The sequence below is a fragment of the Streptomyces sp. NPDC012835 genome (assembly GCF_042900885.1).
Taxonomy (GTDB): domain Bacteria; phylum Actinomycetota; class Actinomycetes; order Streptomycetales; family Streptomycetaceae; genus Streptomyces.
The window spans coordinates 201,114-225,651 of sequence record NZ_JBIBBW010000003.1; the positions used below are offsets into that span (position 1 = coordinate 201,114).

A 24,538-nucleotide genomic window follows, 5' to 3' on the forward strand; every position below is an offset into this window, starting at 1 on the left:
CCCGGGGGATGCAGTACGTACTCCATTGTCCCGCACGCGCCAAGCGGCTTCGCTCCGGGGCCCTCCATCCGGGCACCGGCCGCCTGACCTGCCCGCCCCCGGCCGGCGCCGCTCGCCGGGTCGGGCCCCGCCGCCCCGTCCGGGTGGTCGCCGGGGCGGACTCATCGGCGGTCTCGCCCGTACCTCCCGTACCCTCGACCCCATGTCGCTCTACGCCGCGTACGCCGGCAACCTCGACGCGCGGCTGATGTCCCGCCGCGCCCCGCACTCTCCGCTGCGCGGCACCGGCTGGCTCAACGGCTGGCGGCTCACCTTCGGCGGCGAGCAGATGGGCTGGGAGGGAGCGCTGGTCACGATCGTCGAGGCGCCGCGTTCCCAGGTGTTCGTCGCGCTGTACGACATCGCCCCCATGGACGAGGACTCCATGGACCGCTGGGAGGGCGTCGGGCTCGACATATACCGCCGTATGCGGGTGCGGGTGCACACCCTGGACGGCGAGGAGCCGACCTGGCTGTACGTCCTGAACGGGTACGAGGGCGGCCTTCCCTCCGCGCGTTATCTCGGCGAGCTGGCCGACGCGGCGGAATCGGCCGGGGCTCCGCACGACTACGTGATGGAACTGCGCAAGCGCCCCTGCTGAGAGCGGCGCGCCCGGCCCCCGGTCGCCCCTTTCACCCGTTTCGTCCCCCGCGGCGGAACCCTCCGCCGGAAACGACAAGGCAACGATGTCCAGACCATTCGTCACATCATCTACGCGCGTAGGGCCGGACCGGCTACCCTCATCCGCGTGAACGCATCTGTTATCCCGGCCAACGCCGAAGGACCTGCCGACCCCCTCGCCGCCGCCGACGCCGCCGCCACGCGGCTGCGCGAGCTGACCGGTGCCGAGACGCATGACATCGCCCTGGTGATGGGCTCCGGCTGGGCGCCCGCCGCGGAGGCCCTCGGCGAGCCCGAGGCGGACTTCCCGGTGACCGAGCTGCCGGGCTTCCCGCCGCCGGCCGTGGCCGGCCACGGCGGCCGGATCCGCTCGTACCGGATCGCCGAGAAGCGCGCGCTGGTCTTCCTGGGCCGTACGCACTACTACGAGGGCCGCGGCGTCTCCGCCGTCGCGCACGGCGTCCGCACCGCGGTCGCCGCCGGCTGCAAGACCATCGTGCTGACCAACGGCTGCGGCGGGCTGCGCGAGGGCATGCGCCCCGGCCAGCCCGTGCTGATCAGCGACCACATCAACCTGACGGCCGTCTCGCCGATCGTCGGCGCGAACTTCGTGGACCTCACGGACCTCTACTCGCGCCGGCTGCGCGCGCTGTGCAAGGAGATCGACCCGGCCCTCGAAGAGGGGGTGTACGTCCAGTTCCCCGGCCCGCACTACGAGACCCCCGCCGAGATCAACATGGTCCGCGCGATGGGCGGTGACCTGGTCGGCATGTCCACCGTCCTGGAGGCCATCGCGGCCCGCGAGGCGGGCGCCGAGGTCCTCGGCATCTCGCTGGTGACGAACCTGGCGGCGGGCATCTCCGGCGAGCCCCTCAACCACGAGGAGGTCCTCCAGGCCGGCCGCGACTCGGCGACCCAGATGGGCTCCCTGCTGGCCCGGGTGCTGGAACGCGTCTGACCCCGGGCGCGCCCGGCCACCCGGCCGGGCGCCCCGGCGGCCACCACCCACCGAGCAACCCAGTCGACGAGCGGCCACCGCCGCCGCAGAAGCGCCGGCCGGCAGGCGGCGCAAGGAGGTACCCATCGTGGAGCAGGACGTGACGACGGCACAGCGGGATCTCCTCGCGCGGGCCAGGGCCTGGCACGGCGAGGACCCGGACGCGGAGACCCGCGCCGAACTCGGCGCGCTCATCGACGCCGGGGACCTGGCCGCCCTGGCCGACCGGTTCTCGGGCACGCTCCAGTTCGGTACGGCGGGCCTGCGCGGCGAACTGGGCGCGGGTCCGATGCGGATGAACCGCGCCGTCGTCATCCGGGCGGCGGCGGGGCTCGCCGCGTATCTCCGGGCGCGGGGGGACGGCGACGGGCTGGTCGTGATCGGCTACGACGCCCGCTACAAGTCCGCGGACTTCGCCCGGGACACCGCCGCCGTGATGACCGGCGCCGGCCTGCGCGCCGCCGTGCTCCCGGTGCCGCTGCCGACCCCCGTCCTGGCCTTCGCCGTACGCCACCTCGGCGCGGTGGCGGGGGTGGAGGTCACCGCGAGCCACAACCCGCCCCGGGACAACGGCTACAAGGTCTATCTCGGCGACGGTTCCCAGATCGTGCCGCCCGCCGACGCCGGGATCGCGGCCGAGATCGCGGCGGTGGGCGCGCTGGACACGGTGGCGCGCCCCGACGGCGGCTGGGAGATCCTCGGCGACGACGTTCTGGCCGCGTATCTGGCCCGTACGGACGCGGCGCTGACGCCGGGCTCCGCGCGTACCGCCCGGATCGTCCACACCGCGCTGCACGGCGTCGGTACCCGGACCCTCCTGGCGGCCTTCGCGCGCGCCGGGTTCCCCGAGCCCGTGTCCGTACCGGAGCAGGCCGAGCCGGACCCCGCGTTCCCGACGGTCGCCTTCCCCAACCCGGAGGAGCCGGGTGCGATGGATCTGGCCTTCGCCACCGCCCGCCGGGTGGGCCCGGATCTGATCATCGCCAACGACCCGGACGCCGACCGCTGCGCGGTGGCCGTGCCCGACGCGGACTCCGGGGCCGGCTGGCGGATGCTCACCGGCGACGAGGTGGGCGCGCTCCTGGCCGCGCATCTGGTCTCCCGGAAGGCGACGGGCGTCTTCGCCGAGTCGATCGTCTCGTCCTCGCTGCTGGGCCGGATCGCCGAAGCCGCTGGGCTCGGGTACGAGGAGACCCTGACCGGATTCAAGTGGATCGCCCGGGTCGAGGGACTGCGCTACGGGTACGAGGAGGCGCTCGGCTACTGCGTCGACCCCGAGGGCGTGCGCGACAAGGACGGCATCACGGCGGCGCTGGCGGTGGCCGAGCTGGCCTCGGAGCTGAAGGAGCGGGGCCGGACGCTGACCGATCTCCTGGACGACCTCGCCGTCGCCCACGGTCTGTACGCCACCGGCCAGCTGTCGGTGCGGGTCGAGGACCTGTCGCTGATCGCGGACGCGATGCGCCGCCTGCGCGAGCAGCCGCCGACCACGCTGGCGGGCCTGCGCGTCGTCTCGGCCGAGGATCTGAACCGGGGTACGGAGACGCTCCCCCCGACGGACGGCCTGCGCTACCACCTGGAGGGCGACTACCGCGCCCGGGTGATCGTGCGGCCCAGCGGCACCGAGCCGAAGCTCAAGTGCTATCTGGAGGTCGTGATCCCGGTCGAGGGCGCGGCGGCCCTCGCGGCGGCCAGGGCCACGGGCGCGGAGCTGCTCGCTTCGCTGAAGGGGGACCTGGCGGAGGCGGCGGGCATCTGAGGCCGCAGTCGACGCGGCGGGCGGTCGCGTCGGGGCGCGCGTCCGGCCCGCGTCCGGCCCCCGCTCCCTGCGTCAGCCCGTGGTCAGGAGCAGCACGATCAGGACGATGAGGCCCGCCGCCGAAGGCGCCAGGACCTCGTACGCCCAGCGCACCACCGGCTCGCCCTGGGCGCCGGGGCGGGCGGCCGAGCGCTGGGCCAGGTCGCGCAGCTCGGCGACGGTGCGGTCGGCCTGGGCGAGGTGCGGCTGGTCCACCGTCCCGGCGCCCGCTCCGGGGCGGACGCCGGGGCGGCCCGCGTCGCTCCGGCGGTTGGCCCGCTTGCGCTGGCGCAGGGAGACCGGGACCGCCCACAGCTGGAACTTCCGGCCGTCCTCGGTGAGCGCCTCGCAGGAGAACTCGGCGCGCACGGTCGAGACGGCGGCCCAGGGCAGCGTGATCAGCCGGAACGGATTGCGGACGCGCAGCCGGTCGGCGTCGGCGAAGACGGCCGGGCGCAGCGTGAAGGCGACGAGCAGCGGCACGGCGCACAGCATCCCGGCCAGCGCCAGCCACGGGGTGCGGCCGGTGCCCCGGAAAAGCGCGTCGCACCCGAGCCAGAGGACGATCACGAGCAGCAGGCCGCCGCCCACGATTCCGCCGGCCGACCGGTAGACGCGATCGGCGTGGCTCGGCGCGGTGGGCGGCTCAGGACTCGTCATGGGGTCGATTCTGCCGTACGGCTCCGACAGGGCCGCACAGCGCCCGTCCGTCCCACCCGTCACACCCGTGGCAGGTCATGCGGGAGCCGGGCGGGGAGCGGGCGCGGGCCGGGTCCGTCCCGCGCCGCTTCGAGCCGTATCCGTGACCGGCCACCCCCTGTACACGCCGCTACGCGCGTAGATATGCTCATCTGGTGACCATGCCCACCATCACCCCCGCATTCGCTGACGTGACCGCGTCCGACAGCACACTGCGCCGTTTCCTCCACGGGCTGCCCGGCGTCGACGCCGTCGGCCTGGAGGCGCGCGCGGCGTCGCTCGGCACGCGCTCGATCAAGACCACGGCCAAGGCGTACGCCATCGATCTGGCCATCTCCATGATCGACCTGACGACGCTGGAAGGCGCGGACACCCCGGGCAAGGTCCGGGCGCTCTCCGCGAAGGCCGTGCGCCCCGATCCGACCGACCGCACCACCCCGGCCACGGCCGCCGTCTGCGTCTATCCGGACATGGCCGGGACGGCCGTCGCGGCGCTGGCGGGCTCCGGCGTGAAGGTCGCCTCCGTGGCGACCGCGTTCCCGGCCGGCCGCGCCGCGCTGGGAGTGAAGCTCGCGGACACCCGGGACGCCGTGGCGGCGGGGGCCGACGAGATCGACATGGTCATCGATCGCGGCGCCTTCCTCGCGGGCCACTACCTCAAGGTGTACGAGGAGATCCGCGCCGTGAAGGAGGCCGCCGGGTCCGCCCGCCTCAAGGTCATCTTCGAGACCGGTGAGCTGTCCACGTACGACAACATCCGCCGCGCCTCCTGGCTGGGCATGATCGCCGGAGCCGACTTCATCAAGACGTCGACCGGCAAGGTCGGGGTGAACGCGACCCCGGCCAACACCCTGCTCATGCTGGAGGCCGTGCGCGACTTCCGGGAGCTGACCGGGGTGCAGATCGGCGTGAAGCCGGCCGGCGGCATCCGCTCGACCAAGGACGCGATCAAGTTCCTGGTGCTGGTCAACGAGACCGTCGGCGCGGACTGGCTGGACAACCACTGGTTCCGCTTCGGCGCTTCCAGCCTGCTGAACGACCTGCTGATGCAGCGTCAGAAGCTCAGCACCGGCCGGTACTCCGGCCCCGATTACGTCACGGTGGACTGAGGCAGAGATGGCATCCAAGAACGCACCCGAGACCGCGTCCGCGAACCCGTTCGCCTACGCGCCAGCGCCCGAGTCCCGCTCGGTCGTCGACATCGCCCCCAGCTACGGCCTGTTCATCGACGGCGAGTTCGCCGAGGCGGCCGACGGCAAGGTCTTCAAGAGCGTCAGCCCGTCCACCGAAGAGGTGCTGTCCGAGGTCGCCCAGGGCGGCGAGGACGACGTCGACCGGGCCGTCAAGGCCGCCCGCGCGGCGTTCGAGAAGTGGTCGGTGCTGCCCGGCGCCGAGCGGGCGAAGTACCTGTTCCGTATCGCCCGGATCATCCAGGAGCGCTCGCGCGAGCTGGCCGTCCTGGAGACGCTCGACAACGGCAAGCCGATCAAGGAGACCCGCGACGCGGACCTCCCGCTGGTCGCCGCGCACTTCTTCTACTACGCGGGCTGGGCCGACAAGCTCGACCACGCGGGCTATGGCGCGAGCCCCCGCCCGCTCGGCGTCGCCGGCCAGGTCATCCCCTGGAACTTCCCGCTCCTCATGCTGGCCTGGAAGATCGCCCCGGCGCTCGCCACCGGCAACACGGTCGTCCTGAAGCCCGCCGAGACGACCCCGCTCTCCGCGCTGTTCTTCGCGGACATCTGCCGCCAGGCGGGGCTGCCCAGGGGCGTCGTCAACATCGTCACGGGTGACGGTTCGACGGGCGCCGCGCTCGTCGGCCACCCGGGCGTCGACAAGGTCGCCTTCACCGGCTCCACCGCCGTGGGCAAGGCCATCGCGCGGCAGATCGCGGGGACGGGGAAGCGGGCCACCCTGGAGCTGGGCGGCAAGGGCGCGAACATCGTCTTCGACGACGCGCCCGTCGACCAGGCCGTCGAGGGCATCGTCACCGGCATCTTCTTCAACCAGGGCCAGGTCTGCTGCGCCGGCTCCCGGCTGCTCGTGCAGGAGTCGGTCCACGACGAGGTGCTGGACGCGCTGAAGCGCCGGCTGGCGACGCTGCGGGTCGGGGACCCGCTGGACAAGAACACGGACCTGGGCGCGATCAACTCGGCCGAGCAGCTGGCCCGTATCAAGACGCTGGCCGACGCGGGCGAGGCGGAGGGCGCGGAGCGCTGGTCGCCCGCGTGCGAACTGCCGTCGTCCGGCTACTGGTTCGCCCCGACGGTCTTCACCAACGTCACCCAGGCGCACACCATCGCGCGGGACGAGATCTTCGGCCCGGTGCTGTCCGTGCTGACGTTCCGCACGCCGGACGAGGCGGTCGCGAAGGCCAACAACACGCAGTACGGGCTGTCGGCGGGCATCTGGACGGAGAAGGGCTCGCGCATCCTCGCGGTCGCGAACAAGCTCCGGGCGGGCGTCGTCTGGGCCAATACGTTCAACAAGTTCGACCCGACCTCGCCCTTCGGCGGCTACAAGGAATCGGGCTACGGCCGTGAAGGCGGCCGTCACGGCCTGGAGGCATACCTCGATGTCTGACCGTCTGAACGTCCTCAAGACCTACAAGCTGTACGTCGGGGGCAAGTTCCCCCGCAGCGAGAGCGGCCGGGTGTACGAAGTGACGGATGCGAAGGGCGCCTGGCTGGCCAACGCCCCCCTGTCCTCCCGCAAGGACGCCCGTGACGCGGTCGTCGCGGCCCGCAAGGCGTTCGGCGGCTGGTCCGGGGCCACCGCCTACAACCGGGGCCAGGTCCTCTACCGCGTCGCCGAGATGCTGGAGGGCCGCCGGAGCCAGTTCGTACGGGAGGTCGCCGACGCCGAGGGCCTGTCCAAGCCGAAGGCGGCGGCCGTGGTCGACGCGGCCGTCGACCGCTGGGTCTGGTATGCGGGCTGGACGGACAAGATCGCCCAGATCGCGGGCGGGGCGAACCCGGTCGCGGGTCCGTTCCTCAACCTGTCCACCCCGGAGCCGGCCGGTGTCGTCGCGGTGCTCGCGCCGCAGGACTCGTCCTTCCTGGGGCTGGTCTCGGTGATCGCCCCGGTGATCGCCACGGGCAACACGGCGGTCGTCGTCGCGAGCGAGCGGCATCCGCTGCCGGCGCTCTCCCTGGGCGAGGTGCTGGCCACCTCCGACCTGCCGGGCGGCGTCGTCAACGTACTGTCCGGCAGGACCGCCGAGATCGCGGCGCCCCTCGCCGCGCACCAGGACGTCAACGGGATCGACCTCACCGGCGCGGACGAGCCCCTCGCCAAGGAGCTGGAGATCGCGGCGGCCGACAACCTGAAGCGGGTACGGCGCCCGAAGCCGGAGGACTGGACCGCCGACCAGGGCACCCACCGGCTGACGGCCTTCCTGGAGACCAAGACGGTCTGGCACCCGACGGGCAGCCTGGGCGCGTCGGGCTCGTCCTACTGACAGTCCGGCACACCGGCGCTGCGGACCCGAAGTCCCGCATTCCCCTGCTCGGGGGAGTGCGGGACTTCTTCAGCGCACAGCACTGTGCAGAAAAGTGCGCTTCTGTACATGACCGAGACCTACGCGATGACGGAAGCCGGACGGTCTCCTACAGGTCTTCGCCTCTGTTGACCTGTCGGCCCACGAGCCACGTCCCGACGGATCCTTCGCATACGGCTCTCCGGACCTCCGTCATCCAGATCGGGCTGTATCGACTTGTCTACGAGATCGATGACGCAGCGATCACCGTCACCGTCATGCGCCTGGGGCGCGGCACCTGAGCGAAGCCCCCTCACCCCGGCAGCAGCCCCACCACGTCCCCCACCAGCGGCAGGTCCTTGAGCGCGCCGCCGTCCGTGATCGGGCCGGTGACCGCCGCCGTGGAGATCGGCTTGAAGTCGGCGATCTGGGTGCCCAGGGCGTTGTCGAGCGGATCGGTGCCCGTACCCGCCAGCGGGTCCAGCTGGAGGCTCTTGACCGGGCCCAGCGCGCCCGCGGCGGAGTGGCCGAGGGCCGTGCTGACGGCCTGGCCGGCGATCGGCAGCTCCGCCGCGTCGAGGAGCGGCTTGTCCGTACCCGACAGGGGCGGTGGCGCGGCCGGAGCCGCCGCCTGGGCCGCCGCCGTGCCGAGGCCCAGCGCCGCGCCCGCCGCGGTGATGGTCAGACCCGCGCGCAGCAGAGTGCGGCGTGGAGGGGTGGGAGCTGCGTGACGCGCCATGGGATGTCCTGCCTGGCCGGTGGATCGGGCCGTGGATCGGGTAAGCGGAATGACACGCAGCGTAGTTGACATGAGGCGTGCGATTCCACCAAACCCGCCAAACCGGATGAAGCCGGCCGCCGATGCCGCTCAAAGGTTCCCCGGGGGTTCACTTACCGCTCGCATGCCGCACACTGGTGTCCCGTGACCGCTCCCACCATGCCGACCCGCGTCGTGCTGCTCGCCGGCCCCTCCGGTTCCGGAAAGTCGTCCCTCGCCGCCCGTACCGGCCTGCCCGTGCTGCGTCTTGACGACTTCTACAAAGAGGGTGACGACCCGACGCTGCCGCTCGTCCCGGACAGCACGGACATCGACTGGGACTCCGCCAGGTCCTGGGACGCGGACGCCGCCGTGGCGGCGGTCGTGGAGCTGTGCCGTACGGGGCGTACGACCGTTCCCGTCTACTCCATCGCGACCAGTTCACGGGTGGACACCGAGGTGCTCGACATCGACCGCACCCCGCTGTTCCTCGCCGAGGGCATATTCGCCGCCGACATCGTGACGCGCTGCCAGGAGCTGGGGGTGCTGGCCGACGCGATCTGTCTGCGCGGCCGCCCTTCCACGACGTTCCGGCGACGGCTGACGCGCGATCTGCGCGAGGGCCGGAAGTCGGTGCCGTTCCTGCTGCGGCGCGGGTGGCGGCTGATGCGGGCGGAGCGGGCGATCGTCGGCCGGCAGACGGCGCTCGGCGCGTATCCGTGCGACAAGGCGGAGGCGCTGGGCCGCATCACGGCCGCGGCGGCGGGCCGGTGCGTGAAACCGCGCAAGGACCAGGCCCCGAGCGGCGCCGCCCCCGGCGGCGGAGCCGCCCGTACCGTACGCGGCTGACGGGACGCGCGGGACGCGGCGAGACGCACGGAAAGCGGGACCCCACAAGCCCCCCGGCCTGTCGGGTCCCGCCTTCTTCCCGTGTTCCCCCGTGCCCCCGTGTTCTTCCCCCTCGGGCCCCCGTTTCCCCCCGGGTTCCCGTGTTTCCCCTCCCCCGTGCTCCCGACGCCTCCCCCCGGGGACATCGGGCCCCGCACGTCCTTCAGGCGACCAACTCGCCGAAGGACTCCTCCTCGTCACGGCCGAAGCTGAGGACCTCGTCCTCGCGCAGCCGGCGGAGCGACCGCCAGATGCTCGATTTCACCGTGCCGACGCTGATGTCGAGGATCTCCGCGATCTCCGGATCGGTGCGGCCCTCGTAGTAGCGCAGTACCAGCATGGTGCGCTGGAGTTCCGGGACGCGGGCGAGCGCCTGCCAGAGCACCGCGCGCAGTTCCGTACCGCGCATCGCGTCCGTGTCGGCCGCCGTCTCCGGCAGCTCCTCGGTCGGATACTCGTTGAGCTTGCGCCTGCGCCAGGCGCTGATGTGCAGATTGGTCATGGTGCGGCGGAGGTAGCCCCCGAGCGCCGCCTTGTCGCTGATCCTGTCCCACGCCCGGTAGGTGGAGAACAGGGCGCTCTGGAGCAGGTCCTCGGCCTCGAAACGGTCACCGGTCAGGTGGTATGCCGTCGCGTACAGGGAGGCGCGGCGCTCCTGGACGTAGGCGGTGAACGCCGCTTCGGCGTCCCCCGTTTCCCCCGTGCCCGCCGTGTCCGTCCGGAGCGTCCGCTCCCCCGAGACCTCCCCGTACGCGACTCCCCCGCCGGCCACCCGAGGTGACGGGGGGAGCCTGGGGGCGTCGAAGGCCGCCATGTACGGCGGCCTGTGCTGACGCCCGGTGCCGCGAACGCACCCCCGTCCGTTCCCGGCACCGGACTTCTCGCCGCTCCTCGCGACGTCGTGCAGACGCGTGACCACTGCCGTGCTCGTCGCCGTGCCGTGCGGTGCGTTCATCCCGCGCCCCCCGTCGGTTGGAGTTGCTTTCGTTCCTTGTGCCAATGAGCTTGCCGGGGCAGTTTCATCACCCTGTCCTCCGACTGTCACAGCCGTGTCACAGGGGTCCCTCTTCCGTGTGGAAGAAGTGCGGGAACAGGTGGGAACCGTCCGGCAGTCGAACTCCGGTCCCCCATGAGACAGAATGCTCCCTGTGCCTTTTCTGTTGCTGATCGAGGACGACGACGCCATCCGCACGGCCCTCGAACTCTCGTTGTCACGCCAGGGTCACCGTGTGGCCACCGCGGCGACGGGCGAGGACGGCCTGAAACTGCTGCGGGAGCAGCGCCCGGACCTGATCGTGCTGGACGTCATGCTGCCCGGGATCGACGGCTTCGAGGTGTGCCGGCGCATCCGGCGCACCGATCAGCTGCCGATCATCCTGTTGACGGCGCGCAACGACGACATCGATGTGGTGGTCGGCCTGGAGTCGGGCGCCGACGACTATGTGGTGAAGCCCGTACAGGGCCGGGTCCTGGACGCCAGGATTCGCGCGGTGCTGCGGCGGGGCGAGCGGGAGTCCACGGACTCCGCGACCTTCGGCGGTCTGGTGATCGACCGGGCCGCCATGACGGTCACCAAGAACGGTGAGGACATGCAGCTCACCCCGACCGAGCTGCGGCTGCTGCTGGAGCTGAGCCGGCGTCCGGGCCAGGCCCTGTCGCGGCAGCAGCTGCTGCGGCTGGTGTGGGAGCACGACTATCTCGGCGACTCACGGCTGGTGGACGCGTGTGTCCAGCGGCTGCGCGCGAAGGTGGAGGACGTGCCGTCCTCGCCGACGCTGATCCGTACCGTACGGGGTGTGGGCTACCGGCTGGACGCGCCTTCGTGACGGATACGACCTCGGGGGGCGGGCCGGACCAGCGGCCGCCGGGCAGGGACGAGGATGTGGCGGACGGGTCCGCGGCGGGCGGTGGGGCCGGTGCCACGCGGAGGGCGTTGCTCACCGGGCTGCGCTGGTCGAGTCTGCGGCTGCGGCTGGTGGTGGTCTTCGGCGCCGTCGCGCTGACCGCGGCCGTCTCGGCTTCGGGGATCGCGTACTGGCTCAACCGCGAGGCCGTACTGACCCGTACGCAGGAGGCGACCCTCAAGGACTTCAAGCAGGAGATGCAGAACCGCGCCGCCGAGCTGCCGCTGCGGCCGGCCCAGACCGATCTGCGGACCACCGCCGATCAGATGGCGGGCGACAACTCCGGCTACAGCGTGCTGCTGATCGGGGAGCGGGATGAGGGAAAGCCGATCGTGGCGGCCTCCGATCCGGACACGTTCACCCTGGACGACGTGCCGAAGTCGCTTCAGGACGCGGTGAACGACCGGCAGCGGGTCACCTCGGCCAACCAGCACGAGTTCCATGTCTTCTGGCAGCGGACCGAGCGCGGTGACACCCCGTATCTGGTGGCCGGTACCCGGATCATCGGGGGCGGGCCGACCGGTTATCTGTTCAAGTCCCTCGACCAGGAACGCGCCGATCTGAACTCCCTGTCCTGGTCGTTGGGGATCGCCACGGCCGTCGCGCTGATCGGCTCGGCCCTGCTCGCGCAGGCGGCGGCGACGACCGTGCTGCGGCCCGTGCAGCGGCTGGGCGAGGCGGCGCGGCAGCTCGGCGAGGGGCAGTTCGACACGCGGCTGCGGGTCTCGGGCACGGACGAACTGGCCGATCTCTCCCGTACGTTCAACAGCGCGGCCGAGTCGCTCCAGAAGAAGGTCGCGGACATGAGCGCGCGGGAGGAGTCCAGCCGTCGCTTCGTCGCGGACATGTCGCACGAGCTGCGTACCCCGCTGACCGCGCTGACCGCCGTCACCGAGGTGCTGGAGGAGGAGGCGGACAGCCTGGATCCGATGATCGCGCCCGCGGTGACGCTGGTGGTGAGCGAGACCCGTCGGCTGAACGTCCTGGTGGAGAATCTGATGGAGGTCACCCGCTTCGACGCGGGTACGGCGCGGCTGGTGCTGGACGATGTGGACGTGGCCGACCAGTTGACGGCGTGCATCGACGCGCGGGCCTGGCTGGACGCGGTGGATCTGGACGCCGAGCGCGGCATCATGGCGCGGCTCGATCCGCGCCGGCTCGACGTGATCATGGCGAATCTGATCGGCAACGCGCTCAAGCACGGCGGATCGCCGGTGCGGGTGGCGGTGCGCACGGAGGGCGACACGCTGGTCGTGGAGGTACGGGACCACGGCCCCGGCATCCCCGAGGAGGTGCTGCCGCATGTCTTCGACCGCTTCTACAAGGCGAGCGCCTCGCGTCCCCGGTCCGAGGGCAGCGGGCTCGGCCTGTCGATCGCGGTGGAGAACGCGCACATCCACGGCGGGGACATCACGGCGTCGAACGTGCCGGACGGCGGGGCGATGTTCGTCCTGCGGCTGCCGCGCGACAGTGGCGAGGACGCGCTGCGGGACCCGGACGGGCAGGCGGACGACGGACGGACGGGCGGCGGGCCCGAGCGGCGGTCGCAGCGGCGAGAGGGAGGCGACGCGTCGTGACGCGCGCGGACACGAGCGGGCGCGGGAACATGAGCGGGTACGGGGGCCGGGCAGCGGGCGGGCCCGCCGCCGCGCGTCCCGCGAGCCCGGCCCGCCCGGTGCGTCTCGGTCGCCTCGCACGCCTCGTACGCCTCACCGGTGTGCTCGCGCTCGCCGTACTCGCCCCGGCGTGCGGGATCAGGACCACCTCGATACCGGTGGACGCCGGAGCGGCGCCCTCGCGGATGCCCTGCGAGATCTCCGACGAGAACGTCGTCACGCAGGCCCGGCCCGGCGTCCCGGCCCGGGTCTATCTGGTGTGCTCCTCCGGTCTGACGCCCGTGGAGCGCTCGGCAAAGGTTCCCGAGGCCGGCGCGTCGGACGACTCGCGGAGGAAGATCGCGCAGGGACTGCTGGACGAGCTTCAGACGCAGCCCTCGGCCGCCGAGCGCGAGGCGGGCTTCACCACCTCGGTACGGGGGCCGCTGCTGGTCTCCGCTCCCCGTAAGGGGGACCCTTCCGGGACGCTGCGGATCAATCGCCAGCCGGAGGACCTGCCGGCGGTGGCGCTCGCCCAGATCGTGTGCACGCTGGCGGAGAGCGGGGCCACGGACGGCGCGGTCGTGCTGGGCGGTCCCGGCGACTACCGGGCGCGCGGTTACACGTGCGACCAGGAGACGAAGACCCATCCGGACAGCGACGTGCCGACCACCGGACCGATCGCCGCCCCGGCAGACGGACGGCCGGGGCAGAGGGACGACGGCGAGTGGCTCGTCGCCCGCTCGCCCGACGCGTCTCCGGAGTGAGTCAGGACAGTCAAGACCGCCACGCGGGTGACGCCCGTCTCATGAGGGTTTTCTTCCGTGCCCGGCGGAACCGTTTCCGCCGGGCGGCGCGTCTTGGGCATCGTGCGTCAAGGTCCGGGCGGCAGTGCCGTCATCCGCTCCCGTAGGGCGGGATTCGTCCTCCTCCTCATGCATCTGCTGCTGGTGGGGTGGCTGACGCTCCGCCCACTGGACGTCATGTGGGTGGACGCGGCCAATCTGACGCCGTTCGCCGGTATCGAGGCGAGTCTGGCCCTCGGTCCGCTGGAGGCCGTGCGCCGGATCGGCGGCGGGCTGATGCTGCTGGCGCCGCTCGGTGTACTGCTGCCGGTGGTCGACGGCCGGCTCTCGGTCTCCTTCTGGGCCTCGCTGACCCGCACGGTGACGGCCGGTGCGCTGGTCTCGCTCGGGATCGAGCTGGTGCAGACCGCGGTGCCCGGCCGCGTGGCCGACGTGGACTCGCTTCTGCTGAACACGGTGGGGGTGGCGCTGGCCCATCTGGTGGTGGTGCCGGCGGGCCGGGCCAGGCTGCGTCGCGGCGTCCGGCTCCGTACGGTACGGGGCGCGGGCCGGCTGAGGGGCGGCTCCGGGGGCGAAGGGCCGCGGGGGTGGCTGTCGCGGGGGCCGGCGTCGGGCGGGGTTCCGCGGGGCGGGGTGCGGGAAGCGTCACGCGGTGGGTCACGGGACGTTGCCCCGCAGGGGGCGACCCCGACGATTTCCAGGGTCGGTATCGCCCCTTAGAGCGACGCTTCGTCCGCTTTCCCGTTCCACCATGGGAGAGGACGGGAGCACGAAGGAGAGGCTCCCGCGACGCGCTCGCGAAGGAGCCCACCATGCCAGGACTGGTCCGCCCCCGTGAAGGACGCATGCTCGGCGGGGTGTGCGCGGCGCTGGCACGGCGCTTCGGTATCTCGGCCGGCACGATGCGGGTGATCTTCGTGGTCTCGTGTCTGCTGCCGGGACCGCAGTTCCTGCTCTATCTGGCGCTGTGGATGCTGCTGCCGGGAGAGAAGACCGCCTCGACCGCCTGGTAGACCCGGGCGGCCCCGGCCACCCGGCCCTGATCACGGCCCGGTGGCCCCGGCGCACACACATATGCGCGGTGGGGCGACGGAGACCCGAGGGGGTTCCGCCGCCCCACCGCGCAGGTGCGGCGTCGGCCGGGATCAGCCGAGCGGCAGTCCGTTGAGGCCGTTGCCGCCGGCCGAGGTCAGGCCGTTGATGGGCAGACCGCCGAGCAGGCCCTTGAGCGGGTCGGCCTTGGCGGCGCCCTTCGCCTTCGAGCCGGGCTTGGTGGTCTTCTGCACGCCGTTGAGCACGGAGCGGCCCGTGGCGACCACCTCGGAGGCGGGCGCGGGGAGCTTCTCCGCGACCGTCTCCAGCGGCAGGGTCTGCGCGACGACACCGACGGTGTCCAGAGCCGCGCCGGTCTCGGGAAGGGACGGCGCGGCGGAGGCGCTGCCCGCGGCGGTGGCGGCGAAGGCGGCGCCGAGGGCGGCGGCACCGATGGTCTTGACGGCGGACTGCTTCATCTGGGGTTTCGTCCTTGGGGAAGGCGGGATATGGGCAGCTCCGCAAGTTAGCCAGAGGGGCCCGCTGCCCGCAATCACCCGGAAGGGTCCGGGACATGCGTGTCCCGGACCCTTCCCCGATTTATGCGATGAACGTATTCAGCCGGTGGATCCGCTGGTCACAGCCGCCTGCTGGAACAGCCATTCGGACTTCAGTCCGGCATATCCGGGCTTGATCACATCGTTGATCATGGCCAGTCTTTCATCGAAAGGAATGAAAGCTGATTTCATCGCATTGACTGTGAACCACTGCAAGTCATCGAGCGTGTAAGCGAACGCGTCGACCAGCAGCTCGAATTCCCGGCTCATGCTCGTACCGGACATCAGCCGGTTGTCGGTGTTGACCGTGGCCCGGAAGTGGAGCTTGCGGAGCAGCCCGATGGGGTGCTCGGCGTACGAGTCGGCGGCCCCGGTCTGGAGGTTGGAGCTGGGGCACAGCTCCAGCGGGACACGCTTGTCCCGTACGTAAGCGGCGAGCCGGCCCAGCCGGACCGAGCCGTCCTCGGCGACCTCGATGTCGTCGATGATCCGCACCCCGTGCCCGAGCCGGTCCGCGCCGCACCACTGGAGCGCCTGCCAGATCGACGGCAGCCCGAACGCCTCGCCGGCGTGGATGGTGAAGTGGTTGTTCTCCCGCTTCATGTACTCGAACGCGTCGAGGTGCCGGGTGGGCGGGAAGCCCGCCTCGGCGCCCGCGATGTCGAAGCCGACGACACCCGTGTCGCGGTAGCGGTTGGCGAGTTCGGCGATCTCCAGCGCGCGGGCCGCGTGCCGCATGGCGGTGAGCAGGGCGCCGACCCTGATCCGGTGGCCGTTCTCGCGGGCGCGCCGCTCGCCCTCGCGGAAGCCCTCGCTGACGGCCTCGACGACCTCTTCGAGGGTGAGGCCGGTCTCCAGGTGCTGCTCCGGGGCGAACCGCACCTCCGCGTAGACCACCCCGTCCTCGGCGAGGTCCTCGGCGCACTCGGCGGCGACCCGGAAGAGGCCGTCGCGGGTCTGCATCACGGCGCAGGTGTGGGCGAAGGTCTCCAGATAGCGCTCCAGCGAGCCGGAGTCGGCCGCCGCGCGGAACCAGAGGCCGAGCTTGTCGGGCTCCTGCTCGGGCAGGGCCTCGTAGCCGACCTCACGGGCGAGATCGATGATCGTGCCGGGACGCAGGCCGCCGTCCAGATGGTCGTGGAGCAGGACCTTGGGGGCGCGGCGGATCTGGTCGACGGTGGGCGGACGGTACGTCTGGCTCGTCATCCGAGCACTCTAACGCCTCAGCGCCTACGCGCGTAGAGTGCAGCGGGACGATATCCAACGGTGACCGTGCGGACGGGTGGCGTACACCCGTCCTTCTGAGACTGTTCTGCCATGGGACAGCAGGCGGTTCCCGCGCCGGGGGGACACACGGACGGCCGGGACGGGGCAGCACACACGCTCCGTGACGAGCGCGGGACCAGGCTCGGGCGGGCCGTACTGCCGCTCGTGGAGGGGGCCGCCGTCGCGGGGGTGGTGCTGGTGCTGCCCCCCGGTGAGCCCGTCTCCACCAGGGGCCCCTCGCGCCTCGCCGCGCTGCGGATGCTGCCGCTCGCCCGCTCGCTGGCCAGGGTCGGGACGGCCGAGGGAGTGCTGGTGCACCCGGTGCGCTACGGCACGCGCGGCTGGAACGGCGCGGACGCCTCGCTCGCGGCGGACGCCGCGTGGGCGGTACGGGAGGTCGTACGGCGGTACGGGGACGTGCCGGTGTGTCTGGCGGGCCACGGCATGGGCGGCCGGGCGGCGCTGCGCGCGGCGGGGCACCCGGCCGTCAACTCCGTACTGGCGATGGCTCCCTGGCTGCCGGAGTCGGAGCGGGAGCGGGAGCAGGCCCGCGAGCCGGACGGGGAGCGGAGCCGGGGCGGGGGCCGGGACACCGTACGACAGGGGGAGCCCGTACGGCAGTTGGTGGGCCGTCAGGTCCTGATCATGCACGGCACCGACGACGCCCGCACCGATCCCGAACTCTCCTACCGGCTGGCCGAGCGCGCCAAGAAGGCGAACCGGGACACCTGCCGCTTCGAGGTCCACTCCGACGGCCACGCGCTGCGCCAGCACCACGCCGAAGTCCTGGCGCTGGCATCGGACTTCGTGCTGGGCGCGCTGCTGTCGCGCGCCTACTCCCGGCCGGTCACGGACGCGCTGGCGGCGCCGCCGCCGCTGGGGCTGCGGATGCCGCTGGCGGCGGGGTTCGGGCGGTCGCTGCGGCGCTAAGGCGTGTTGGCCCACCGGGCCGGGTCCCCCTCAGTCCGGCAGGAGTTGGCCCTTGCGGGAGAGCAGGAAGCGCTTGAAGGCCGCGACCGGCGGGGTGTCCGGGTGGCCGTCGAGCCAGGCGACCCCGATCTCGCGCACCGCGCGCGGCGCCGTGACCGTCAGCTCGACCACTCCGGGGCGGGCCACGGCCGGTGGCGGCAGCAGCGCGACGCCCAGCCCGGCCGCGACCAGGCCGCGCAGCGTCTCGGCCTCCTCGCCCTCGAAGGCGACGCGCGGCCGGAACCCCGCCTCGGCGCAGAGGTCGTCGGTGATCCGGCGCAGCCCGTACCCCGGTTCGAGGGTGACGAACGTTTCGTCGGCCGCCTCCGCCAGGCGGACCCGGCGGCGGCCGGCGAGCCGGTGGTCGTCGGGGACGACGAGCCGCAGCCGCTGCTCGTCCAGTCTGCGGGCGACCAGGTCGGGGGCGTCCGGCACGGGTGAGGTCAGGCAGAGGTCGAGGTCGCCAGCGCGCAGCCGCTCGATCATCGCCTCGCCGTAGTTCTGCACGAGCTGGAACCGCACCCGGGGGTGGTCGGCGCGGAAGGCCCTGATCAGGCCGGGTACGGTCTCCGAGCCCATGGTGTGCAGAAACCCGAAGGCGACCTTGCCGGACGCCGGGTCGGCGTCGGCCCGTACGGACTCGGCGGCGCGCTCGACCTCGGCCAGGGCCCGTTCCACCGAGCCGAGGAACGTCCGGCCCGCCGGGGTCAGCGAGACCGTACGGCCCTTGCGGGCGAACAGGGCCACGCCCAGGTCCTGTTCGAGCCGGACCATGGCGCGGGAGAGCGTGGACTGCGGGACGCCCGTGTCCCGGGCGGCGCGGGTGACGTGCTCGTGGCGGGCCACCCCGGCGAAGTACGCGAGCCGGGGCGCGAGGAGGGCGGGCCAGGACTCGGCGTCCAGCCCGGCGGCGGGGGTCGCGCGGTCTCCGCTCGCGGTGTGGTCCATGTCGTGTTCGTCACCGCTCCATGACAGCCGCCGCTGTGACCTCTGCTCATGCGTCATGGGAACGATTATCGCCATTCTGTGCATTGGACGCATGAACGGCGGGTGCTTACGTTCGGACCATGCCTTCAGCCAGTACCGAGGCACCCGTCACCCCGGGTGCCTCCGCCGCGCCGTCCGCTCCGACCGAGTCCGTACCCGAGCGGCTCTCCCCCGGCGGCCCCGGCTACCGCCGGATGAGTTTCGCCCTCTTCGCCGCCGGGGTCGCGACCTTCGCACTGCTGTACTCCACCCAGGCGCTGCTACCCGCGATCTCCGCGGGTTTCGATGTGACGGCGGGCCGGGCCAGCTGGACGGTGTCGGCGGCGACGGGCGCGCTGGCGCTGTTCGTCCTGCCGCTGAGCGCGCTGTCCGAGCGCTTCGGCCGGCGCACGCTGATGACGGTCTCGCTCGCGGTGGCGGTGGCGGTCGGGCTGCTGGTGCCCTTCGCGCCGAACATCGAGGTGCTGGTGGCGCTGCGCGCGCTCCAGGGCGCGGCGCTGGCCGGGCTCCCGGCGTCGGCGATGGCGTATCTCGCGGAGGAGGTACGGCCGAAGGCGCTGGTCGCCGCGATCGGGCTGTTCGTCGCGGGCAACAGCGTCGGCGGGATGAGCGGCCGGGTCCTCACCGGCTGGGTCGCCCAGCTGTGGGGCTGGCGCGCGGCGCTGGGCGCGGTCGGGCTGCTGGCGGTGGCGTGCGCGGTGGTCTTCCGCCTCATGCTCCCCAAGGCCCGTAACTTCACCCCTCGTTCGCTGAGCCCGCGCGCGCTGGCGGGGACGGTCGGCGGGCACCTGGCCGACCCGTTGCTGCGCCGGCTGTACGCGATCGGCGGGCTGTTCATGGTGGTGTTCGGCGCGGTGTACACCGCGATCGGCTACCGGCTGGTGGCGGCCCCCTTCCAGCTGCCGCAGGGGATCGTCGGCTCGATCTTCCTGGTCTATCTGGTCGGTACGGTCTCCTCCGCCGCGGCCGGCCGGCTGGTCGAGCGGCTGGGCCGGCGCGGCGCGCTGTATCTGGCGGTGAGCACGACGGCCGCCGGGCTGCTGCTGTCGCTGTCCGACGCGCTGGCGGCGGTGCTGCTCGGGCTGGTGCTGATCACGGCGGGCTTCTTCGCGGGCCACTCGGTCGCCTCGTCCTCGGTGAGCCGTACCGCCAAGTCGGGCCGCGCGCAGGCGTCGGCGCTCTACCAGTCCGCGTACTACCTGGGCAGCGGTGCGGGCGGCACGCTCGGCGCTGTCGCCTTCCACGCGGCCGGCTGGAGCGGGACGGTGCTGCTCGGGCTGGTGGCGGTCCTCGGGGTCGTCTCGATCACGCTGTACGGCTCGCACCGCGCCCGGACGGCGCGCGGGGGAACCGCCCCGGCAGCCGCTTGAGCGGTGGGGCCGGCGTTCCAGCGACGGAGACGCGGGTCCCGTACCGAGGAGCCGCAGGCCCCGGCCCCGGGCGGAAATAAACCGCCGTGTCCGGGCAACTGCGCACCCCTCCCGGCCGTCTATCCCCCCGGAACGCCCCGTACAGGCACGGGGCCCGCACACATGCGGAGGGGGACGGGACGGATGGGACACATATCCCGCGGAGGGGCCGTGGCGGCCGGCATCACGGCGCTGCTGCTGCCCTTGGCCGTGACGGTCGCGGGGGCCGCGCCGGCGCAGGCGGCCTCCTGCACGGCGAGCAAGGGCCCGTACCAGAAGCAGGTCGAGAAGTTCCTCGGCCGGCCGGTGGACGGCAAGCAGTCCACGGCCGACTGCAACGCCATCCGGGCCTTCCAGTCGAAGCACGGCATCACCCCGACCATCGGCTACGCGGGTCCGGTCACCTGGGGCGTGATGGACCTGATGAACCAGCAGAAGGCGGCGGGCAAGAACCCCAACAAGGCCGGCAAGTGCCCCACGAACAAGGGGCGGGTCGCCTGCGTCGACCTCACGCGTCAGCTGAGCTGGATCCAGGACGGCAAGAAGCTGGCGTACGGTCCGGTGCCGGTGCGCACCGGGCGCAAGGGCTACGCGACCAGGACAGGGCTGAAGAAGGTCTACTGGCGGCACAAGAACCATGTCTCGTCGATCTACGACGTGCCCATGCCGTACAGCCAGTTCTTCGACGGGGGCCAGGCGTTCCACTCGGTGAACCTGAGCATGTGGAACCCGCCGGGCTCGCACGGCTGCGTGAACATGACCAAAACCGTCGCCGCGAAGTACTGGGCGATGCTGAAGAACGGCGACGCGGTCTACGTCTACGGGCGCAAGCCGGGAACCTGACCGGACCCGGCCGATCCTCTGCGCCGGGCGCCCGCTTCCGGGAGACTGGCCCCGTACTGGTTTCACAGGGGGCTACTGGGGTGACGCGATGAGTGAAGTGGCATCGACGCAGGGATCGGCACCGGACTCGGCCTCGGCTCCGGATCCGGACGCACGGCTGGAGAAGTACCGCACGGAGCTGACCGGTTACTGCTACCGGATGCTGGGGTCGCCGTTCGAGGCCGAGGACGCCGTGCAGGACACGATGGTGCGGGCGTGGAAGAGTCTCGACAGGTTCGAGGGCCGGTCCTCGCTGCGCTCGTGGCTCTACCGCATCGCCACCAACGTCTGCCTGGACATGCTCAACGCGGGCAACCGCAGGGCCCGCCCGATGGATCTGTCGGGGCCGACGCCCGTCGCGCAGGCGCAGCTCACCGCGCTCCCGGAGAACACCTGGCTGGAACCGGTGCCGGACGGCCGGGTGCTGCCGTCGATGACGGACCCGGCGGAGGCGGCGGTCTCGCGCGAGACGATCCGGCTGGCCTTCGTCGCGGCGCTCCAGCATCTGCCGCCGAAGCAGCGGGCGGTGCTGATCCTGCGCGAGGTGCTGTCCTGGAAGGCGAGCGAGGTCGCCGAGCTGCTGGAGACGACGGTCGCCTCGGTCAACAGCGCGCTCCAGCGGGCGCGCGCGACGATCGCCGAGTCCGAGCCGGCCGCGACGCGGACGGCGGACCCGCTGGACGAGGAGCACCAGCGGCTGCTGGAGCGCTATGTCGCGGCCTTCGAGGGGTACGACATGAAGGCGCTGACGGCGCTGCTCCACGACGACGCGAAGTTCACCATGCCGCCGTTCGCTCTGTGGCTCCAGGGTCACGACGACATCACCGGCTTCATGCTCACCATCGGCGCGGGCTGCCGGGGTTCGCGTCTGGTGCCGACGGTCGCCAACGGGACGCCGGCCTTCGCGCACTACAAGCCGTCGGAGTCGGGCGACGGGTTCACGCCGTGGGCGCTCCAGATCATCGAGATCGAGGACGGCAGGATCTCGGCGATGAACTGCTTCCTGGACACGGACCGTTGGTTCCCGCTGTTCGATCTGCCGCCGACGCTGGAGAACGCGTAGGGCTGAGCGGGGCCGGGGCTGAGCGGGGTGGGGCTCAGTCCCGGGCCAGGTCGCTCAGCCCCACCAGGTCGAGCAGCGTCCGCAGCTCCCGCCCGGCCCCGCGCAGCCGGAGCCGGCAGCCGCGCCGGCGAGCTGTGAGCCGAAGCCGGGCGAGCACCTCGACGGCCGCCAGCGTCGGCCGGACGAGACCGGCCACGTCACAGATCACATCGGCGGCGGTCGCGGGCAGTGCGGCGTTCAACTCCTCGTGGAGCCGGGGCACATCGGCCGGGGTGAGGTGCCCGGCGACGACGAGAACGATCGGTTTCGTGACATCCACACGGAGAAGACCGGTCAAGCCGCCGGAACTCATCGCACCCGCGCGGGCACGGCCCGTACGCTGCGGAGCATGACCCACGAACCTGTCGAACTGGTGATCTTCGACTGCGACGGTGTGCTGGTGGACAGCGAGCGCCTGTGCGTCCGGGTGGACGCGCAGGTCTTCGCGGCGCTGGGCTGCGACTTCACCGAGGAGGAGATCATCGAGACCTTCGTCGGATCGTCCGCCGAGGTCTACAACAAGGCCCTGGAGGAGCGGCTCGGGCGTCCGCTGGAGCCCGGCTGGAACAAACCGTACGACCATCTCTACCAGCGGGCGTTCGAGACCGAGCTGGTCGCCATCGACGGCGCGGCGGACGCGCTGGAAGCCCTGGACCTGCCGTTCTGCATCGCCTCGAACTGCGGCCACCGGACGCTCCGGCGGAACCTGCGGACCACCGGTCTGCTCCACCACTTCGACGACGGCCACATCTTCAGCGCCGAGGACGTCGCACAGGGCAAGCCCGCGCCCGATGTCTTCCTGCACGCCGCCCGGTCGATGGGCGTGCCACCGGCGCGCTGCGCGGTCGTGGAGGACAGCCCGTACGGGGTGACGGCGGCCCGCGCGGCGGGCATGCGGGTCTTCGGCTACGCGGGCGGCCTGACCGCCGCGCACCGGCTGGCGGGGCCGGACACGCGGGTCTTCGAGGACATGCGGGAGCTGCCGGAGCTACTGGCGGGACGGGCGGTCAGCTGACGGTGAACTCGCCGGTGTCGACGGCCAGGTCGAAGGGGGGCGGGGAGGGTGAGCTTGCCGTACTCGACCGTTTCCAGCATGCGGTACGTTCCGGCCCGGGGCTCGCCGTGGAGCGTGGCGGTCGGGGAATCCGACACCCCATGGAAGCGGTGGAATCGTGGTCCCAGGACGGCGACGGTGACACGGTGATGATCCCCTCGATGATCTCCACCTTGCGGCCCTCGGGTGCGTCCGTCCCCTTCCAGGTCGGGTGCGCCCGTCCCCTTCCAGGTATGGACAAGGTCGTCCCAGCCCTGCTCGGGCTCGTGTGCGACGGTGAGTGCGCTCATGGCCGTCCCCTTCGCTGTGTCACCGCTCCCAGCAAGCCGAACGGGACCGGTGGCCGTCCACCGATCCCGTTCACCCGAATGGGTATCCGCGCAGGTCAGGCGATACGTTCCCGCACCACCGGTGTGGCCTCGTACGCCGAGCCGGTCGCGCCGATGTCGTACGTGCCCTCCAGCGCCTCGGCCGCGTAGGCGAACTTCTCCGGGGTGTCCGTGTGCAGGGTCAGCAGGGGCTGGCCCGCCGTGACGGAGTCGCCCGGCTTGGCGTGGAGTTCGACGCCGGCGCCGGCCTGGACGGGGTCCTCCTTGCGGGCGCGGCCCGCGCCGAGGCGCCAGGCGGCGACGCCGACTCCGTAGGCGTCGAGGCGGGTGAGGACGCCCGAGGAGGGCGCGGTGACGACCTGGTGTTCGCGGGCGACCGGCAGCGCGGCGTCCGGGTCGCCTCCCTGGGCGGCGATCATGCGGCGCCAGACGTCCATCGCGGAGCCGTCGGCCAGCGCCTTCGCCGGGTCGGCGTCGCGCAGGCCCGCCGCGTCGAGCATCTCGCGGGCGAGGGCGAGGGTCAGCTCGACGACGTCGGCCGGGCCGCCGCCCGCGAGGACCTCGACCGACTCGCGGACCTCAAGGGCGTTGCCCGCGGTCAGACCGAGCGGTGTGGACATGTCGGTGAGCAGGGCGACGGTCCGCACGCCGTGGTCGGTGCCCAGGCCCACCATGGTGGAGGCCAGTTCGCGGGCGTCCTCGATGGTCTTCATGAAGGCGCCGGAGCCGACCTTGACGTCGAGGACCAGTGAGCCCGTGCCCTCGGCGATCTTCTTGGACATGATCGAGGAGGCGATCAGCGGGATGGCCTCGACCGTGCCGGTGACGTCGCGCAGCGCGTACAGCTTCTTGTCCGCCGGGGCGAGCCCGTCGCCCGCCGCGCAGATGACGGCGCCGGTGGTGTCCAGGACGTTCAGCATCTCCTCGTTGGAGAGCAGTGCCCGCCAGCCGGGGATGGACTCCAGCTTGTCGAGCGTTCCGCCGGTGTGGCCGAGTCCCCGGCCGCTGAGCTGCGGCACGGCCGCGCCGCACGCGGCGACCAGCGGGGCGAGCGGCAGGGTGATCTTGTCGCCGACGCCTCCGGTGGAGTGCTTGTCGGCCGTGGGGCGCGAGAGCGCGGAGAAGTCCATGCGCTCGCCGGAGGCGATCATGGCGGCGGTCCAGCGGGCGATCTCCGTACGGTTCATGCCGTTGAGGAGGATCGCCATGGCGAGCGCCGACATCTGCTCGTCGGCGACCTCGCCGCGCGTGTAGGCGTCGATCACCCAGTCGATCTGCTCCGGGCTCAGCTCGCCCCGGTCGCGCTTGGTGCGGATGACGGAGATGACGTCCATGGCGTTCCTTTCGACAACGAACGTACGTGTGCGGG

25 protein-coding genes are annotated in these 24,538 nt (G+C 72.3%); 17 read left to right on the plus strand and 8 right to left on the minus strand.

The features are described 5' to 3' along the window. Positions 1-202: 202 nt before the first annotated feature. The 3 genes from ACFY6S_RS14195 (at position 203) to ACFY6S_RS14205 (ending at position 3,416) form a co-directional block, all read left to right on the plus strand. Positions 203-640 carry a gamma-glutamylcyclotransferase gene (locus ACFY6S_RS14195; protein ID WP_114621718.1) on the plus strand — a complete coding sequence of 146 codons (438 nt, stop codon included), beginning with the start codon at positions 203-205 and terminating at the stop codon, positions 638-640. 147 nt (positions 641-787) lie between these two features. Then, positions 788-1,618, plus strand: a complete 831-nt coding sequence (locus tag ACFY6S_RS14200; RefSeq protein ID WP_388815700.1) for a purine-nucleoside phosphorylase — start codon at positions 788-790, stop codon at positions 1,616-1,618. Positions 1,619-1,745: 127 nt separating this feature from the next. Further along, a complete protein-coding gene (locus ACFY6S_RS14205) occupies positions 1,746-3,416 on the plus strand; it encodes a phospho-sugar mutase (RefSeq protein ID WP_388815703.1) in 1,671 nt (556 codons plus the stop codon). 72 nt (positions 3,417-3,488) lie between these two features. Here the strand turns inward: ACFY6S_RS14205 and ACFY6S_RS14210 are convergent, their stop codons facing one another. Next, complete coding sequence (locus tag ACFY6S_RS14210; RefSeq protein ID WP_388815706.1) at positions 3,489-4,115, minus strand: PH domain-containing protein; 627 nt, start codon at positions 4,113-4,115, stop codon at positions 3,489-3,491. Positions 4,116-4,315: 200 nt separating this feature from the next. Here ACFY6S_RS14210 and deoC point away from each other — a divergent pair, with 200 nt between their 5' ends. From deoC to ACFY6S_RS14225, 3 genes are read left to right on the plus strand one after another with little or no spacing between them, the layout of a single operon-like run. Further along, positions 4,316-5,263, plus strand: a complete 948-nt coding sequence (deoC, locus tag ACFY6S_RS14215) for a deoxyribose-phosphate aldolase (protein WP_388817917.1) — start codon at positions 4,316-4,318, stop codon at positions 5,261-5,263. A gap of 7 nt (positions 5,264-5,270) precedes the next feature. After that, the gene (locus tag ACFY6S_RS14220) at positions 5,271-6,737 is read left to right on the plus strand and encodes an aldehyde dehydrogenase family protein (protein WP_388815709.1); all 1,467 of its coding nucleotides are present in this window, start codon (positions 5,271-5,273) and stop codon (positions 6,735-6,737) included. Further along, on the plus strand, positions 6,730-7,614 hold the full coding sequence (locus tag ACFY6S_RS14225) for an aldehyde dehydrogenase family protein (RefSeq protein ID WP_388815711.1): 885 nt from the start codon (positions 6,730-6,732) through the stop codon (positions 7,612-7,614). The genes ACFY6S_RS14220 and ACFY6S_RS14225 overlap by 8 nt, the downstream gene beginning before the upstream one ends. Before the next feature lie 331 nt (positions 7,615-7,945). On the opposite strand, the gene ACFY6S_RS14230 is transcribed toward ACFY6S_RS14225, so the two are convergent. Further along, on the minus strand, positions 7,946-8,371 hold the full coding sequence (locus tag ACFY6S_RS14230) for a hypothetical protein (RefSeq protein ID WP_388815714.1): 426 nt from the start codon (positions 8,369-8,371) through the stop codon (positions 7,946-7,948). Positions 8,372-8,569: 198 nt separating this feature from the next. Between ACFY6S_RS14230 and ACFY6S_RS14235 the strand changes: the two genes are divergently transcribed. Further along, complete coding sequence (locus ACFY6S_RS14235; protein ID WP_388817921.1) at positions 8,570-9,238, plus strand: uridine kinase; 669 nt, start codon at positions 8,570-8,572, stop codon at positions 9,236-9,238. 202 nt (positions 9,239-9,440) lie between these two features. On the opposite strand, the gene ACFY6S_RS14240 is transcribed toward ACFY6S_RS14235, so the two are convergent. Beyond that, positions 9,441-10,232, minus strand: a complete 792-nt coding sequence (locus tag ACFY6S_RS14240; RefSeq protein WP_388815717.1) for a SigE family RNA polymerase sigma factor — start codon at positions 10,230-10,232, stop codon at positions 9,441-9,443. A 193-nt stretch (positions 10,233-10,425) separates the two neighbouring features. On the opposite strand from ACFY6S_RS14240, the gene afsQ1 reads away from it, so the two are divergent. The 5 genes from afsQ1 (at position 10,426) to ACFY6S_RS14265 (ending at position 14,595) form a co-directional block, all read left to right on the plus strand. After that, the gene (gene afsQ1, locus ACFY6S_RS14245; RefSeq protein WP_388815720.1) at positions 10,426-11,103 is read left to right on the plus strand and encodes a two-component system response regulator AfsQ1; all 678 of its coding nucleotides are present in this window, start codon (positions 10,426-10,428) and stop codon (positions 11,101-11,103) included. A gap of 56 nt (positions 11,104-11,159) precedes the next feature. Next, positions 11,160-12,758, plus strand: coding sequence for an ATP-binding protein (locus tag ACFY6S_RS14250; RefSeq protein ID WP_388817924.1), 1,599 nt, complete (start codon positions 11,160-11,162; stop codon positions 12,756-12,758). Then, positions 12,755-13,543, plus strand: a complete 789-nt coding sequence (locus ACFY6S_RS14255; protein ID WP_388815723.1) for a hypothetical protein — start codon at positions 12,755-12,757, stop codon at positions 13,541-13,543. The genes ACFY6S_RS14250 and ACFY6S_RS14255 overlap by 4 nt, the downstream gene beginning before the upstream one ends. A 102-nt stretch (positions 13,544-13,645) precedes the next feature. Further along, positions 13,646-14,302 carry a VanZ family protein gene (locus tag ACFY6S_RS14260; protein WP_388815726.1) on the plus strand — a complete coding sequence of 219 codons (657 nt, stop codon included), beginning with the start codon at positions 13,646-13,648 and terminating at the stop codon, positions 14,300-14,302. Positions 14,303-14,394: 92 nt separating this feature from the next. Next, the gene (locus tag ACFY6S_RS14265; protein WP_388815729.1) at positions 14,395-14,595 is read left to right on the plus strand and encodes a PspC domain-containing protein; all 201 of its coding nucleotides are present in this window, start codon (positions 14,395-14,397) and stop codon (positions 14,593-14,595) included. A gap of 132 nt (positions 14,596-14,727) precedes the next feature. Here ACFY6S_RS14265 and ACFY6S_RS14270 read toward each other — a convergent pair whose 3' ends face one another. Together ACFY6S_RS14270 and ACFY6S_RS14275 are read right to left on the minus strand one after the other, a co-directional pair. Further along, positions 14,728-15,093, minus strand: coding sequence for an ATP-binding protein (locus tag ACFY6S_RS14270; protein WP_388815732.1), 366 nt, complete (start codon positions 15,091-15,093; stop codon positions 14,728-14,730). A 138-nt stretch (positions 15,094-15,231) separates the two neighbouring features. After that, positions 15,232-16,377, minus strand: coding sequence for an adenosine deaminase (locus tag ACFY6S_RS14275; protein ID WP_388815735.1), 1,146 nt, complete (start codon positions 16,375-16,377; stop codon positions 15,232-15,234). A gap of 111 nt (positions 16,378-16,488) precedes the next feature. Here ACFY6S_RS14275 and ACFY6S_RS14280 point away from each other — a divergent pair, with 111 nt between their 5' ends. After that, positions 16,489-17,367 carry an alpha/beta hydrolase family protein gene (locus ACFY6S_RS14280; protein WP_388815738.1) on the plus strand — a complete coding sequence of 293 codons (879 nt, stop codon included), beginning with the start codon at positions 16,489-16,491 and terminating at the stop codon, positions 17,365-17,367. A 30-nt stretch (positions 17,368-17,397) separates the two neighbouring features. On the opposite strand, the gene ACFY6S_RS14285 is transcribed toward ACFY6S_RS14280, so the two are convergent. Next, positions 17,398-18,354, minus strand: coding sequence for a LysR family transcriptional regulator (locus ACFY6S_RS14285; protein WP_388817927.1), 957 nt, complete (start codon positions 18,352-18,354; stop codon positions 17,398-17,400). A 119-nt stretch (positions 18,355-18,473) separates the two neighbouring features. Here ACFY6S_RS14285 and ACFY6S_RS14290 point away from each other — a divergent pair, with 119 nt between their 5' ends. From ACFY6S_RS14290 to ACFY6S_RS14300, 3 genes are all read left to right on the plus strand, one after another. Beyond that, positions 18,474-19,763: an MFS transporter gene (locus ACFY6S_RS14290; RefSeq protein ID WP_388815741.1), complete on the plus strand. Its 1,290-nt coding sequence runs from the start codon at positions 18,474-18,476 to the stop codon at positions 19,761-19,763. 183 nt (positions 19,764-19,946) lie between these two features. Continuing rightward, complete coding sequence (locus ACFY6S_RS14295) at positions 19,947-20,645, plus strand: L,D-transpeptidase family protein (protein ID WP_388815744.1); 699 nt, start codon at positions 19,947-19,949, stop codon at positions 20,643-20,645. A gap of 88 nt (positions 20,646-20,733) precedes the next feature. Continuing rightward, the gene (locus ACFY6S_RS14300; RefSeq protein WP_388815747.1) at positions 20,734-21,747 is read left to right on the plus strand and encodes a sigma-70 family RNA polymerase sigma factor; all 1,014 of its coding nucleotides are present in this window, start codon (positions 20,734-20,736) and stop codon (positions 21,745-21,747) included. A 34-nt stretch (positions 21,748-21,781) separates the two neighbouring features. Here ACFY6S_RS14300 and ACFY6S_RS14305 read toward each other — a convergent pair whose 3' ends face one another. After that, positions 21,782-22,066 (minus strand): STAS domain-containing protein, encoded by a 285-nt coding sequence (locus ACFY6S_RS14305; RefSeq protein ID WP_388815750.1) that lies wholly within the window; start codon positions 22,064-22,066, stop codon positions 21,782-21,784. Between the two features lie 69 nt (positions 22,067-22,135). Here ACFY6S_RS14305 and ACFY6S_RS14310 point away from each other — a divergent pair, with 69 nt between their 5' ends. Then, entirely contained in the window at positions 22,136-22,801 is a 666-nt protein-coding gene (locus ACFY6S_RS14310; protein ID WP_388815753.1) for an HAD family hydrolase, read from the plus strand. 424 nt (positions 22,802-23,225) lie between these two features. On the opposite strand, the gene ACFY6S_RS14315 is transcribed toward ACFY6S_RS14310, so the two are convergent. Then, entirely contained in the window at positions 23,226-24,503 is a 1,278-nt protein-coding gene (locus tag ACFY6S_RS14315; RefSeq protein WP_388815756.1) for a thymidine phosphorylase, read from the minus strand. Positions 24,504-24,538 lie beyond the last annotated feature (35 nt).

Coding starts and splice junctions, on each gene's coding strand:
- ACFY6S_RS14210 (WP_388815706.1), bottom strand. CDS start 4,115: ATGACGAGTCCTGAGCCGCCCACCGCGCCGAGCCACGCCGATCGCGTC.
- ACFY6S_RS14285 (WP_388817927.1), bottom strand. CDS start 18,354: ATGGACCACACCGCGAGCGGAGACCGCGCGACCCCCGCCGCCGGGCTG.
- deoC (WP_388817917.1), top strand. CDS start 4,316: ATGCCCACCATCACCCCCGCATTCGCTGACGTGACCGCGTCCGACAGC.
- ACFY6S_RS14240 (WP_388815717.1), bottom strand. CDS start 10,232: ATGAACGCACCGCACGGCACGGCGACGAGCACGGCAGTGGTCACGCGT.
- ACFY6S_RS14290 (WP_388815741.1), top strand. CDS start 18,474: ATGCCTTCAGCCAGTACCGAGGCACCCGTCACCCCGGGTGCCTCCGCC.
- ACFY6S_RS14310 (WP_388815753.1), top strand. CDS start 22,136: ATGACCCACGAACCTGTCGAACTGGTGATCTTCGACTGCGACGGTGTG.
- ACFY6S_RS14235 (WP_388817921.1), top strand. CDS start 8,570: ATGCCGACCCGCGTCGTGCTGCTCGCCGGCCCCTCCGGTTCCGGAAAG.
- ACFY6S_RS14265 (WP_388815729.1), top strand. CDS start 14,395: ATGCCAGGACTGGTCCGCCCCCGTGAAGGACGCATGCTCGGCGGGGTG.
- ACFY6S_RS14220 (WP_388815709.1), top strand. CDS start 5,271: ATGGCATCCAAGAACGCACCCGAGACCGCGTCCGCGAACCCGTTCGCC.
- ACFY6S_RS14315 (WP_388815756.1), bottom strand. CDS start 24,503: ATGGACGTCATCTCCGTCATCCGCACCAAGCGCGACCGGGGCGAGCTG.
- ACFY6S_RS14295 (WP_388815744.1), top strand. CDS start 19,947: ATGGGACACATATCCCGCGGAGGGGCCGTGGCGGCCGGCATCACGGCG.
- ACFY6S_RS14195 (WP_114621718.1), top strand. CDS start 203: ATGTCGCTCTACGCCGCGTACGCCGGCAACCTCGACGCGCGGCTGATG.
- ACFY6S_RS14280 (WP_388815738.1), top strand. CDS start 16,489: ATGGGACAGCAGGCGGTTCCCGCGCCGGGGGGACACACGGACGGCCGG.
- ACFY6S_RS14300 (WP_388815747.1), top strand. CDS start 20,734: ATGAGTGAAGTGGCATCGACGCAGGGATCGGCACCGGACTCGGCCTCG.
- ACFY6S_RS14225 (WP_388815711.1), top strand. CDS start 6,730: ATGTCTGACCGTCTGAACGTCCTCAAGACCTACAAGCTGTACGTCGGG.
- ACFY6S_RS14275 (WP_388815735.1), bottom strand. CDS start 16,377: ATGACGAGCCAGACGTACCGTCCGCCCACCGTCGACCAGATCCGCCGC.
- ACFY6S_RS14270 (WP_388815732.1), bottom strand. CDS start 15,093: ATGAAGCAGTCCGCCGTCAAGACCATCGGTGCCGCCGCCCTCGGCGCC.
- ACFY6S_RS14230 (WP_388815714.1), bottom strand. CDS start 8,371: ATGGCGCGTCACGCAGCTCCCACCCCTCCACGCCGCACTCTGCTGCGC.